Origin of the sequence: Pedobacter agri, assembly GCF_032678665.1 — a bacterium.
Lineage (GTDB): Bacteria > Bacteroidota > Bacteroidia > Sphingobacteriales > Sphingobacteriaceae > Pedobacter > Pedobacter agri_A.
Genome location: NZ_JAVTSH010000002.1, coordinates 429,809 through 443,136, shown reverse-complemented (window position 1 = coordinate 443,136; position 13,328 = coordinate 429,809). Strand labels below are relative to the sequence as shown.

Sequence of the window (13,328 nt, the reverse complement as noted above, 5' to 3'; positions counted from 1 at the left end):
TAATTTCAAAATTAAGAGGTGCAAATATAAAGCGATTTCTCTACAAATGCAAGTCTGTTTAGTTTTTATTTTTATTTGAAAAACAAATGTAATAATTCTTTTTAAAAATCGGTTTCTAATGCCATCAAACTTATATTGAATTATTATAAACCCAAAGCTGCCTTTAGTTTAACATAACCTGTTTTACTTACTGGCAACCAAATATCCGATTTAAGCAGTACTACATAACTATCTTTTTCCTTTAGTTCTATTTTGGTAACCTGTGCTAAATTGATAATATAAGAGCGGTGAATGCGTATGAATTGCGTTGAATCCAGCGTTTGCTCGAAGTATGACATGGTTTTATTTTTGTAAAAAACACCATCAGCTGTGCTTAGTTTAACATAATCATCGTCCGCTTCGAGATAATTGATATCACCAGTTGGAATAATTTTAATTACACCATCTTTTTTAACTACTACCCTATTATTTTGCGCCGGGCTTAAGGCTGCCGCATCCAATACTGCTTCGGTGTTTTCAGATTGATTTAATCTTGTAGGCAGTTTTTTAATGGCGGCATCAAAACGGCTTTTATCGATGGGTTTAAGCAAATAATCAACCGCATTAACTTCAAAAGCTTTAATGGCAAATTCATCGAAAGCGGTAGTAAAAATCACTGCTGGCTTATCTTCCACCAATTCCAACATTTCAAAACCACTAATTTTAGGCATTTGAATATCCAGAAAAATTAAATCAGGTTTATGCAGGCTTATTGCTTTTAATCCCTCAAAGCCATCGCAACACTCCGCAACAATTTCAATTTCAGGGTGATCGGTTAGATAAAATTTAACAATATCTCTCGCTAAAGGTTCATCATCAATTAGTATCGTTCTGATCATTTGCTTGGGGAATTTTTAGGGTGGTAATATATAAATTATTTGCCTCAATTTCTGTTTGCAACAAGTGAGGATTTGCGAACAACAAATATAATCTTCTTTTAATCGCACTTAATCCAAAACCCGTTCCTCCTGCAGCTTTCATTTCTGGATCAAATGGATTTTGAACACGTAACTCCAGAATATTACGATCTACCGTTACATCGACTTTAATCGTAATTCCGGCTGATGTATTGTATAAACCGAACTTTATGGCATTTTCAACAATTGGTTGTAATAAAGTTCCAGGCAAAGATAAATTGAGCGTTTCTTCTGCAACGTTAACTTCAATATTTAAACGGTGGCTGAACCTCACTTTTTCAATATCCAGATACAGCTGAATGTATTCCATTTCTTCTTCTACCGAAACCCATAATTCATCATCGCGTTTTAAAGTTCCACGCAGAAAAGAAGCCAGTTTCGTAATCATTACCCCTGCTTCTTTGGGATTTACCATCGTAAGTGCAAATACCGAATTCAAACTGTTAAACAAAAAGTGAGGCTGAAGCTGATGCCTTAGCTTATTTAGTTCGGCTTCTTTAGCCAGGCTTTTAGCCGCCGAAAGCCGTTCATGCGTTTCAGATTGTTCCTCTAACCGGTACCACAAAATATTAGCAAGTGCGCACCAAGCCAAACACATGAATGAAATTAAGCCACGAAATGCAAATGAGAAATTATAAAAATCCAGATATTCCTTATAATCAGCAAATACATAGAACATGGCGTATTTTGCCGCATAAATGATAACAAAAGTTAGTGCCAAAGTAATAATCAGCACGTACAAGATCCTTTCGTTTTTTGGCTGATAATAACCCAACATATTGCTGATGGCAATACAAGCCATTACCAATAAAAAATTACTTAAAAAGCTATCAGCGAAAGAAATTAACCATGAAAAGTTTACCACATAATGTAAACCTACGCTACATAAAATAAACCACGCAAGGGCAATTGCCATAGCGGTTTTCTGTATTCGGGGTATGGATAATGGTCTAGTTGTCAAGGGAGATGTGATTAGTTAATGTTTAGATTTAATGTAGCGAGCGAGTAGCCCGCTACATATTTAGATTAAGGTTTAGAAGCTTTTAATCTCAATACCTCCAAAAAGCACCGTACCGTCTAAAATTAATGTTTTTTGCATTTGATCAATAGGAAGCATGTGCCCCCTTTTATCTTCTACACTTCCAAATATTGCTGATACATTTGATTTTATTGCCCAATTCGGAGGAACGATTAACTTTATACCTCCAAAAACGGCGGTAACATCAAGAGAAACTGAATCATTAAAATCTGCCTGGGTCATAATGATATCAGCTCCACCAAACACAGTGGTAATATCTCCACCCCTAAAATTTTTGGAATATACTGTTTGGTTTGATCCTCCAAAAACAGCTGTAACATCAATAATATCGTTCGAATTTGCATTTTTATCTGAAGCATTGAATTTTGCATCTTCACCCACTTCACCCCCAAATTCACTTTTCAAATTATCTTTAAAAGATTTTTTATCCTTTGGCTTCAATATTAAAAACGCACCGATAATTACCAGGCCAAATCCAAGTGCGTATTTTGATACATCAAAGTCAAAACCCATGTCATCAACCGTTTGGTAAACACCTATCAGGATTAGTATTAGCCAGCCAACACCTTTGAAATTGCGCCTTACCCCAATAAAAATCCCTAAAGCGATTAAAAATGTCCAAAAGCTAAACACCCAATGAGGAATATTCAAACCTATGTTATCTAAAAGAAATGCTAAGCCTATAATGATAATTACTAAACCACTTAAAACTCTTCCTGAACTTTTAACTGGCTTATTTTCGTGTATATTTTCCATGTGTTGAATTATTAATAATCAAACATATTTATTTTATGCAATTGTGTATATAACTTTATGATGAACATGATGGAAAAGGCGGTAAGCTGCATCATTTCATCGGTGAAATTATTTTCCTATTTTGAGGCCATGAAATATTTACTACTTATTACTTTCACTCTAATTTCGATAAAGTCATTTTCCCAGGAGGTTAGTTTACACTATAAAATTTACGACAGCAAGAAACAAAAACAGATATCCGTTGATGAAATTGTTATGGACATGAAAAATAATGATGTATTATTTTTTGGCGAGGAACACAATGATTCAATTGGACACCTGTTAGAAGTCGGAATCTTCAAAAAACTTAATGAAGTTTATCCCGGCAAAATTACGCTAAGTTTAGAAATGTTTCATACTGACGTTCAAACCATTGTTGATGAATATTTGGCTGGTTTGATATCAGAAAAGAATTTTATTAAGGAAGGAAGGGCGTGGTCTAACTATAAAGATTACCAACCATTGGTAGCATATGCGAAGGCAAACCAATTATCGGTAATAGCAGCAAATGCGGCAACACGCTATAGCAATGCCGTAACAAAAGAAGGTTTGGGCATCTTAAAAAATTTCCCAAAATCATCCCTTTTATTACTGCCACCATTACCGATAGATACCGCTACAGGCCGATATTTAGAGAAGTTTACTGCTTTATTGGGTGGCCACAACATGGGTTCGATGAAAGTTTACCAAACCCAAAACTTTTGGGATGCGACAATGGCCTGGTCAATTGCTAAATACGTAAAAATTAATAATGGCAATAAGATTTTCCATTTAAATGGCCGTTTTCATAGTGACGAGAAATTAGGCACTTTAGCAAAACTTCAAACGTATGCGCCAAAACTAAAAATCCTGAACATTTCATCCTTCAGCAGTGATGATTTTGACCATCCAGATTGGGAGCAGTATAAAAATCTAGGCGATTATATCATCATAACAGATTCGAATGTTAAAAGAAGCTTTTAAGTAAAAAGATCTGCCAACAAACTTGGCAGATCTTTCTTTATTTATGCTTTTGCTTTTAACAAATCTCTGATCTCTGTTAGTAGAACCTCTTCTTTCGGTGGTGCTACCGGAGCAACTACTGCAGCTGCCTCTTCTTTCTTTTTCATTTTATTTATGGTTCTTACCATAATAAAAACAACCAGTGCCAGCAATAAGAAATTAATGGCTACAGTTATAAAATTACCATAGGCAAATATCGCTGCATCTGGTGCTGCTTTTTTCGCATCTGCTAGCGATGCACCTTTTGGAATTAATTCAGCGCCTTTACCCATTGCAAAATAAATACTGCTAAAATCTGGTTTACCTACCATAGCAGCAACAACCGGCATAATTAAATCATCAATTACAGAAGTAACAATTTTACCGAAAGCGCCGCCAATAATTACCCCTACGGCTAAATCGAAGGCATTTCCTTTTATAGCAAATTCCTTAAATTCTTTTACAATACTCATAAATTTTTGTTTAGTTTATATAATTTATAAAAGTAACAAACATTATACGCAATACAAATGTTTAGCAAACAATTTAAAACCAAACATTCAAATGCATTTAGATCAATTCTAAAGAATATCTGAAATGATTTGTTTATTTTTGCTCCTATTCTTAGATTAAAATATGCTAAAGCAACATTTACAACAAAAATTACTTCAAAAGTTATCACCGCAACAAATTCAGTTTATAAAGTTGTTACAGGTGCCAACCGTTGCTTTAGATACTCGGGTTAAAGAGGAATTAGAAGATAATCCTGCTTTGGAAGACCCCAGCTTAATGACCCAAGACGAACCAAAAAGTGAATACGATGACCTGAATGATGGACCCGATGATTTTGATGGACCATCGGAAGATAATAGTATGGATGAGTTTAATGTAGATGATTATCTGCAAGACGACAACACCAACGATTACAGTACCAATTACAATAACGGAGATGATGATGAGGAGAAAAAAGAAACACCCATTGCCATTGAAAGTACTTTTTTCGAAAGCCTTCAGGAACAACTAGACCTCATTCCTTTATCAGATCAGGATTTCATCGTTGGGAAACAAATTATCGGCAGCCTGGATGATGATGGCTATTTACGCCGCCCACTCGGTTCAATGATTGATGACCTCGCATTTTCTCAAAACGTAATGGTTGAGGAAGAAGATGTACTTGAAATGCTGAGATTAATCCAAAGTTTCGATCCTCCGGGAATCGGGGCCAGAGATCTCAAAGAGTGCTTGCTCATTCAACTTAAAAGAAAAGACCAGAACAATCCGGTAATCGTTAAAGCAATGAATGTTGTAGAAAACTACCTGGATGAATTTACCAGGAAGCATTATGATAAACTGGAAAAGAGTTTAAACCTGGATAGTGAAGAGCTTAAAGAAGTTGTTAATGAAATTCTACGGTTAAATCCGAAACCCGGTGATGCAAACCAGGTCACTACGAAGCAGATGCAAATCATACCTGATTTTCATATCAGCAATAATGATGGCGTTTTAATTTTAACCCTTAATTCAAAGAATGCTCCTGAACTGAAGGTTAGCCGTTCTTATCAGGAGATGTTTGAGCATTATGACAAAGCTTCTTCAAAAGATAAGAAACTTAAAGAAGCTGTTCAGTTTGTAAAACAAAAACTTGATTCAGCCAAATGGTTTATAGATGCAATTAAGCAAAGGCAACAAACTTTGCTCAAAACCATGAATGCAATTATGCATTATCAGTATGAGTATTTCTTAACTGCTGATGAACGTAAAATGCGCCCAATGATTTTAAAAGATATTGCTGACAAAATCGATATGGATATTTCTACCGTATCAAGGGTGGCAAACTCCAAATACGTTCAAACAGAATTTGGTACATTTTTATTAAAATCTTTTTTCTCTGAAGCCATTCAAACGGAAAATGGAGAAGAAGTATCAAACAAAGAGGTAAAGAAAATTTTGGAAGACTGCATTGGAAATGAAGATAAACGCAAGCCTTTAGCCGATGAGAAACTGACGGAGATTTTAAAGGAAAGAGGTTATAATATTGCCCGCAGAACAGTTGCTAAATACAGAGAGCAAATGAATATACCTGTAGCCCGACTTAGAAAAGAACTATAATTTTTGGCTTAGGTTATTGCTTTTTTGATGGTTAATTACCGTCAATTACCGATAGGAAAAATCACCTACCACATTCTGATATAAGACGGTACTTTATAAATATTGTTCAGCAATAATCCTAAAACGATTTCGTGGCTTCCGTTACTTACCTGATTCAGATCTGAAGTTGTAAAATCGTATGAGTAGGTAAGATTCACCATTTTTCCAATGTTAAATCCGGCCATTGCTGAAAATGAATCATCTTTGCGGTAACTTCCACCCAACCAGATTTTGTCTCTAAATGCAAGTTTCATGTTCAAATCAACCGAAACCGGGCTCGGCTGAACATATTTAACCATTACCGACGGGATGGCTGCAATTTCTTCATCCAGGAAAAATTTGTAACCCGCGGTTGCAAAAAAATGCGGAACCGCCTTTCCTAAATTATAAGAATCATCACCAGAAAAACTAAGTTTTTGTGATAAAATCTGCTGTGCTGATATGCCTGCAAACATTCTTGAGCCATATAACCAAAGCCCAACGCTCAAGTCTGGTCGTAATTGGCTGGTGATGGCCCGATTTAATGAGGGTTCATTAGGATTTTCAAAAGTTAATGCATTTATATCCAGTGATATGCTTGATAATCCCGCCGCAACACCTGCCGATAAATTAAAGTTATTGCTTAATTGGAGGTGATAGGCATATGTAACATTTGCATCGAGCCTTCTTATTGGACCTGTTTTATCTAAAACAGCGGTTACCCCCATTCCGTGGTGAGGTGGAGATGCGGTATAGTTTTGGGTATAATTTCTGTCCATTGGGTTACCCGTTTGTTCAGGAAAAGATGTTAATGCATTGCTCCATAACTGGTTATCGCCTAGTGCCCAGTGCGCAGAAACAAAAGAGGTTTGAGGCGCATCATTTATCCCCGCCCATTGCTTGCGATACCCTGCTTTAAAGTCGATATAGTTCTCAATACCAGAAAGTGCCGGATTTAGGAGATATTGATTAAAAATATACTGCGTGTATTGCGGCTTCTGCTGTGAAAAAGCATTCACTGAAATTAGAATTGCTAATATAAAGATGTACTTTTTCAATTTTATCTGATTATAGTAAGTGGTCCGGTTATTGCCTTCCTTCCGTTTCTTGGGTTGATCATATAATAATAAACACCAACAGGAAGCTGTTCATTTTGATAATTTCCATCAAATGGAATTTGATAGCCATTGCTAAAAAAGATTCTGTTACCATTCCTGTTAAATATCTCGACAGTTGCATTTGGGTAGGTTTCTAAATACTTAATGTTCCAAACATCATTATATCCATCGCCATTGGGCGTAAAGCTGCTAGGCGGATTCACCGATTGTAAAACCTTTACGGAAACTTTCGCTACGGCCATGCATTGATCCGGATTTGTTGTCACAGTTAAGGTGTATTCAGTATCTTTTTCTGGCGAAGCGATCGGATTAAGTATTTTATTATTATTTAACCCGGTTGCAGGCAGCCATTCATAGGTTAGTCCATCTCCAACTGCCTCTGCCGGAATTCGCATTTCTCCTCCCGCTAATATATAAATAATTGGCCCAGCATTTACTATCGGAGATTTATTAACAAAAACAGATTTGGTTATTGTAGTCGTACAACCATTACTTGCTGTGAAAGTATAACTTACGTTATGCGCACCAACACCAGCTAGTTTCGGATTAAAAGTTCCATTTTCTTGTATTCCCTTTCCATCGCTTGAATATACACCATTACCGGCAATACCAGTAGTTTCACGAAATTGATTCAACAATACATTGCCATCGTTTTCGCAGATCGGTAAAATTTCATCAACAGCTACTATTGGCGAGGCTTTTAAAGTGATCTGTTTAATCATAAAATCTGAACATTGGCCACCAGAGTAAGCAATTAACTTTATCTGATAATCTTTACTATCCGGCAAACCAAAAGCCTCATAATTTAAATCAATCTGTTCCGGAATAGGATAGTTAAATGTTTCAAAATTAGTTGGATCATTAACAACATCCTTGTACACTTCAATTTTAGTAATTTTTCCAAAATCTACAGTAGAAGTATTTTTGATTGAAAACACGTTATTACTGCAATATGTACTGTTTGTTAGTGGTTCAAAATTCGCTTTTGGAACCGATCCGTTTACAGTAAATTTCTGGCTGATGGCTGTAACACATCCGTTCTCATTGGTTATCGTCAGAGTAACATCATAATCATCTGCTTTGGTATAGGTATGCGTTCCGTTTCTATCATTTGAGGCATTTTTAACCAAATCGCTCCCGCTTAAATATTTATCACCAAAATCCCATGCATAAGTTAGTCCAGAAGTTGAGCCATTATCATTTAACGTGGTATTTGTAAAAGTTGCAACAGCATCTTTCAAGCAAATATCGGGCATAGTAAAACCTACTTTTGGCAATTCGGTAACGGTAATATCCCATTTTTTAACCTCGCTAACACAATCTCTGGCTGAAGTTGTAACCAATGAGATGGTATATTTCCCCGTTGTAGCATATTTGTGTTTTGGATGCTGATCAGTTACTGCCGGCGAGCTGTCTCCAAAATCCCATTTCCAGCTTTTAATAGTATTTACTGATATTAAATTGCTTATTGAAGATAAATCCTGAACGGTAAATTCGGTATTGGTACAGGTTACAGCTGGCGCTTTGAAATCGGCAACTGGTAACGGATAAATTTCAATCTCCTTTTCTACCGGTTCTGAATAACAACCTGTACCTGATTTTACGGTTAGCAGTACTTTATATTTTCCCTCTTTGGTAAAGGTATGTTTAGGGTTTTGATCAGTTGATGTACTTCCATCTTTAAAATCCCAAAGCCAGTTGGTAATGGAGAAATCTTTTGTTTTCGAATCGCTTTTATCAGTAAACTGGACTTCAGAACTTGCACAACTTGTTGAAGGCGCTTCAAACGCCGTTATAGGAAGATCATAAATATTAAACACGTAATTTGTGGTGATGTCGCCACTGGTACAATTCGATTCATTTGATGGAACGTGTGCGACCACTTCCAAATGATATTCGCCAACTTCCGTATAAGTTTTATTTATCGGATACCTATAAACGTAAGTTGTTTGCCCATTGATGGTTTTAGTTTCCGGGACTAAGTTGGTAACGGTTTCTGGAACACTTCCTTCTAAAGTCCATGTAATCCGGTCGGGTTGATAAGGGAGATTGACTTTAAAATCTACTGTTTGGCCAATGCAACCATTAGGACTTTCCTCTTTTCTAGTCTCATCAATAACGGTTAAATAATTATTGGATGATAAATTTGTTCCCGCTGAATAGGAATATGATTCTGCATTCCCAAATCCATAGGCAATGGCATTAAAACCATCATCAGCAGTTAAGGTTAGGCTCTCTTCCAATACCGGAATTTGGGCAAACGAATACGAACTGTTTCCCACCAATGCAGACCAATTTGTATTGGGCGCAATACCGTTAATTTTAAAAGTGCTGGTTTTAGTACTTCTAATCAGCACATTGATGTACCGCTCAGTAATATTCTCTAAAGATGATGAAAATACAGTTACGGCTTTAATATTGAATTCAACCGGATTTAACATGACCATTTCCGGATCGCCGATAATGGCTGTTCCATTTATGGAGGAACAATTTTGCGTAAGTGAATATTGGGCAACACTAATCAATTTATCAGCAGAAATAAATGTTGATTGTGTTAATGTGCTGCTTTCAAAAAACTGTCCTTTATTTATAGTAGTTGACACCCCATTCATGGTGAAGGTTGTATTATCCTCCTGCGCTAATACTCTCAAAATGTACCTTCTATTTTTAAAAGGTACCACACCATAATTTCTTCCCCAGCTAACCGTTGGATAAAGTTGCTGATATAAGGGATCTTGTGAACCCGTACAGCCACCAATCATGATTACAGAAGCACCTGAAAACGCTGCAAATCTTTTACATGAAGATTTTGTTTTATCTGTTTCTACATAAACGCCGGTTAAATCGCTATTCCCAGACATATATTCGTAAACATCACCAGCTTTAGCTAATGTTACCGGTAAAACGACTCCACTTTTTTGATGAATCAGAATACTGGTATTATCTTCAACCGCTACGATAGCCATGTAATTTTTACCCTCAACAGATTGGGTATAATTCATCGAATAATAGGTTTGGCCTAAGGTTTCAAAAGGTAGAATTAATGATGCAGCTGATCTTGCCCTGCCATAAATATGGGTGTAGGCAGAAACTTTGGGCATTCCATCTGTAACCTTAATATGAATTCCCCTATTAGGTAAATTGGTATTTGACTCATATTCATTCACATAAGCCGATGTTCTTTGAACATTAAATTGAACTGCTGTATTTGCAGGAATTGTTTTAGTTTCAGCTGTTCCGTTACAACTTACCGTAACTTCTGTGTTAAATTTGGAGGTAACAAATACGGCAATGTTTGCCAAGCTGTTTTGACTGGGAACATGAGTAGGGAAAACTGCCCAAAAATCTGTTCCTTCATTAGAAACATTTTGGGCATAAGATCGCCAAGAAACCAATAAAAATATCAGTAAAGCTAATAATCCTGCTCGTTTCATCGATATTAGCTAATTAAGAAAAGTAGTTCATTTGGAAATTTAATAGGTATGCAATATACCATTTCTAGCATACAAGAAAAATAGCTATCCAATAATTAACATTTTTTAAGTTAAAAACACTTATTCCTATAATAAATCATGTTGTTCGTGTAAAAAATTTTTTATAAAAACGAATCTGTAAAATAAACTTCTCTTCCATACAAGGCTCACCTGGTAATCTCTCTATTTTTGCAATACTAATCCATCCCAATATTTTGGTTAAAACATTAGTTTAGGGTAGAGAAATTTGAAGTTCTACATGATTACTTTATCAGAAGAATTTATCCTGCTCGTGCAAACGAAAAAGTAGAAATGCAATTTTATAAAGCGCTGTTAAAAGCACAATTCCTGTTAGAAAATGCTGAAACCGACGATGAATCTTTGTTATTAAATTATAGAAAATACTTTTTCCTTGCTAAAAAAGCATCTCTGCGATGCTGTTAATGATGGATTATAGTTAATTAATAACCAGTTTAGAAGTAGCTGAAAGAAATCAGTTGGAATGCCTAATAAAAAAACTTGTGAGGCATTTATGTGATATTACTGAATTGACGAGGATTTTATCTGATATCAACCTGGTATTTTCTATTAATATGTAGACACAACTATGAATTTAGCAAAAGCGCCTAAACAATGTATATTCATCCGTTAGCATCGTCAGATTGATTTCTGCTACCTTGCCTTTCTGAAAAGTCTTTTGCATTTTCATCGGCTACAGGATCATTATGACCTTCAGGCTCCAGATTTTCATCAAGGCGATTATTCCAGTTATCTAATCCGTGGGCCGGTTTTTCTGGTTTTTTGTTTACAGATTCTGACTTATTTGGGTCTTGTGTTGGATTTGCCATTATAAAAATATTTGTAATGAAAACATGCCGAAACTTATAAAGTTTTAATTGCCGGATTATTTTGATGGCTCATCTTTCGCATCCTTAAACTCTTTCACACTTTTTCCTATTCCCCGCATGAGTTCGGGTAATTTCTTACCACCAAATATTAACAAAATTACCACCCCAATTAAAATGATTTCAACAGCCGACATATCCAATAGATTTATTCACAATATACGATAAAACGGTTGATAATGTTTGCGCCGATAAACAATTGTTAAACCAAAAGTGCCTTTAATGTTCTTGATTTAATTTTAGGAATGGCACCATATCGCATATATTCGGCAAAACCTCGTAATTGCTTAATGGATTTTATCGCTTCATAACCGGCATAAGTAGTTCTGATTTTATTCAGTAACAGCGTGTCGGTTTTAAACATATCGCTTTCTTTTAATAACCCTTTTTTAAGGAAACTCCTAATTAATTCTGCCATTTTACCGTTGGCATATAAATGAAGAGGAAGTTTAAAAACTTCATTATTCAGTTTCTCAAAAACTTCATTAATCCAGCTAACCTGAACATCATCAGTAACCGCTATTTTTCCATCGCTTAATACCACTGTGTTAAGAAACTCGCGTGCCTTTTGTCTGGATATAATACCACCGTAAACTGCATCACGCAGCGTATAATCTAAACGATCGGCACACAGCGATGGCAAGGGTTGTTCTAAAATAGAAAATTCGCCGTAAAGGATTTGGTTTACATCATAACCATACCTTAATAGAACATCAGGAATTTGTGAACGATAAATCACTTCCGCGAAAACCTTTTCATGATAATCTTCATCAGCATGATCAAAAACATAATCGCCAACATGAGAAAATGCTGTATGGGAAACGTCATGTAATAAACCAGCAATTTGTTCCAATTCTGATCCACCCATTTTTTTGATTAACATGGTAACCCCAATTGCATGCTCCAAGCGGGAATGACAAATATCCGGATTCACTAAGAAAATGGCTCCACTTTGATGAATACCTGCTAAACGCTTCATGGCATCTGTTTCTAAAAGCTCGGCAAATATTTGTGGAAATTCTAGTTTGCCATATAAAAAATCGTTTAGCTCAATCATATTCTTTCGTATCCTATCAAAAAATTAACAAACAATTATACTAATATTTTTAGCTTAATTAAAATAAAATTTTACACAAAATCATTTTACAAACTAAGTAATTTAGCCAAAAAACAACTTTCAATTATTTTGAAAGCTATTATTACAAAATTGTGATTAACAAATTTATGTGCTACAAAACAAGCAAATGATTAAAACGTTATCATTGTAAAAAACAGTGATTATGGCAACTGCGCAGCAAATCAGAACAGCTTATATAGATTATGTTTTAAGCAACAACGAAAAACCTAAATCGGTTTATAGTTTTGCAAAAAAGCTTAAAATTACCGAAGCAGACTTTTATCAGTTTTATTCATCTTTCGAAAGCATTGAAAAAACCATCTGGTTTGAACTTACTTTTGAAACCATCAGCAAGATTAAAGAACAGGAAGTGTGGCAACAGTACACTTCCAGAGAAAAGATCCTTTCTTTTTTCTACAGCTATCTCGAAAATTTAAAAAAAGATCGCAGTTTCGTTATTTACAGTTTAAAAAATCATCAGGGCAAATTTGCTACGCCTAATGTTTTAGCAGGCGTTAAACCCATCTTCGAAAATTTTGCACAAGAAATTATTGATGAAGGTTTAGATACCGGTGAACTCGCTGAACGTAAATTTTTAACCAAACGTTACAAGGATGCACTTTGGGTTCAATTTGCTTTTATCGTAAATTTTTGGATTAATGATGATAGTGACGGTTTTGAAAAAAGCGATGAGGCAATTGAAAAGGGAATTAATGTCACTTTTGATCTTTTCCAGCACTCGCCAATTGACAACCTAATTGACTATGGTAAGTTTTTATCTCGAAATGGAAAGTTTAAAGAAAAGATGGGATTTTAA

12 protein-coding genes are annotated in these 13,328 nt (G+C 35.4%); 3 read left to right on the top strand and 9 right to left on the bottom strand.

The annotated features are described in order from the left end of the window. Positions 1-143: 143 nt before the first annotated feature. The 3 genes from R2Q70_RS05475 to R2Q70_RS05465 all read right to left on the bottom strand — a co-directional run bounded on the left by R2Q70_RS05475 (position 144) and on the right by R2Q70_RS05465 (position 2,751). Complete coding sequence (locus tag R2Q70_RS05475) at positions 144-878, bottom strand: LytR/AlgR family response regulator transcription factor (protein ID WP_316806644.1); 735 nt, start codon at positions 876-878, stop codon at positions 144-146. Beyond that, entirely contained in the window at positions 856-1,872 is a 1,017-nt protein-coding gene (locus R2Q70_RS05470) for a sensor histidine kinase (RefSeq protein WP_316806643.1), read from the bottom strand. Before R2Q70_RS05470 ends, R2Q70_RS05475 begins: the two co-directional genes overlap by 23 nt. 117 nt (positions 1,873-1,989) lie before the next feature. Beyond that, a complete protein-coding gene (locus tag R2Q70_RS05465; protein ID WP_316806642.1) occupies positions 1,990-2,751 on the bottom strand; it encodes a LiaF transmembrane domain-containing protein in 762 nt (253 codons plus the stop codon). A gap of 129 nt (positions 2,752-2,880) precedes the next feature. Between R2Q70_RS05465 and R2Q70_RS05460 the strand changes: the two genes are divergently transcribed. Then, on the top strand, positions 2,881-3,753 hold the full coding sequence (locus R2Q70_RS05460) for a ChaN family lipoprotein (RefSeq protein WP_316806641.1): 873 nt from the start codon (positions 2,881-2,883) through the stop codon (positions 3,751-3,753). A 41-nt stretch (positions 3,754-3,794) separates the two neighbouring features. On the opposite strand, the gene mscL is transcribed toward R2Q70_RS05460, so the two are convergent. Continuing rightward, positions 3,795-4,244 (bottom strand): large conductance mechanosensitive channel protein MscL, encoded by a 450-nt coding sequence (gene mscL / locus R2Q70_RS05455; RefSeq protein ID WP_316806640.1) that lies wholly within the window; start codon positions 4,242-4,244, stop codon positions 3,795-3,797. A gap of 163 nt (positions 4,245-4,407) precedes the next feature. On the opposite strand from mscL, the gene rpoN reads away from it, so the two are divergent. Then, the gene (gene rpoN, locus R2Q70_RS05450) at positions 4,408-5,880 is read left to right on the top strand and encodes an RNA polymerase factor sigma-54 (RefSeq protein ID WP_316806639.1); all 1,473 of its coding nucleotides are present in this window, start codon (positions 4,408-4,410) and stop codon (positions 5,878-5,880) included. Between the two features lie 65 nt (positions 5,881-5,945). Here the strand turns inward: rpoN and R2Q70_RS05445 are convergent, their stop codons facing one another. The 5 genes from R2Q70_RS05445 to R2Q70_RS05425 all read right to left on the bottom strand — a co-directional run bounded on the left by R2Q70_RS05445 (position 5,946) and on the right by R2Q70_RS05425 (position 12,451). Next, positions 5,946-6,956: a type IX secretion system membrane protein PorP/SprF gene (locus R2Q70_RS05445; RefSeq protein WP_316806638.1), complete on the bottom strand. Its 1,011-nt coding sequence runs from the start codon at positions 6,954-6,956 to the stop codon at positions 5,946-5,948. Positions 6,957-6,958: 2 nt separating this feature from the next. Next, complete coding sequence (locus tag R2Q70_RS05440) at positions 6,959-10,450, bottom strand: PKD domain-containing protein (RefSeq protein ID WP_316806637.1); 3,492 nt, start codon at positions 10,448-10,450, stop codon at positions 6,959-6,961. Positions 10,451-11,130: 680 nt separating this feature from the next. Then, positions 11,131-11,337 carry a hypothetical protein gene (locus tag R2Q70_RS05435; protein WP_316806636.1) on the bottom strand — a complete coding sequence of 69 codons (207 nt, stop codon included), beginning with the start codon at positions 11,335-11,337 and terminating at the stop codon, positions 11,131-11,133. 56 nt (positions 11,338-11,393) lie between these two features. After that, on the bottom strand, positions 11,394-11,531 hold the full coding sequence (locus R2Q70_RS05430; protein ID WP_316806635.1) for a twin-arginine translocase TatA/TatE family subunit: 138 nt from the start codon (positions 11,529-11,531) through the stop codon (positions 11,394-11,396). 65 nt (positions 11,532-11,596) lie between these two features. Next, complete coding sequence (locus tag R2Q70_RS05425) at positions 11,597-12,451, bottom strand: HD domain-containing protein (RefSeq protein ID WP_316806634.1); 855 nt, start codon at positions 12,449-12,451, stop codon at positions 11,597-11,599. A gap of 223 nt (positions 12,452-12,674) precedes the next feature. On the opposite strand from R2Q70_RS05425, the gene R2Q70_RS05420 reads away from it, so the two are divergent. Continuing rightward, complete coding sequence (locus tag R2Q70_RS05420) at positions 12,675-13,328, top strand: TetR/AcrR family transcriptional regulator (protein ID WP_316806633.1); 654 nt, start codon at positions 12,675-12,677, stop codon at positions 13,326-13,328.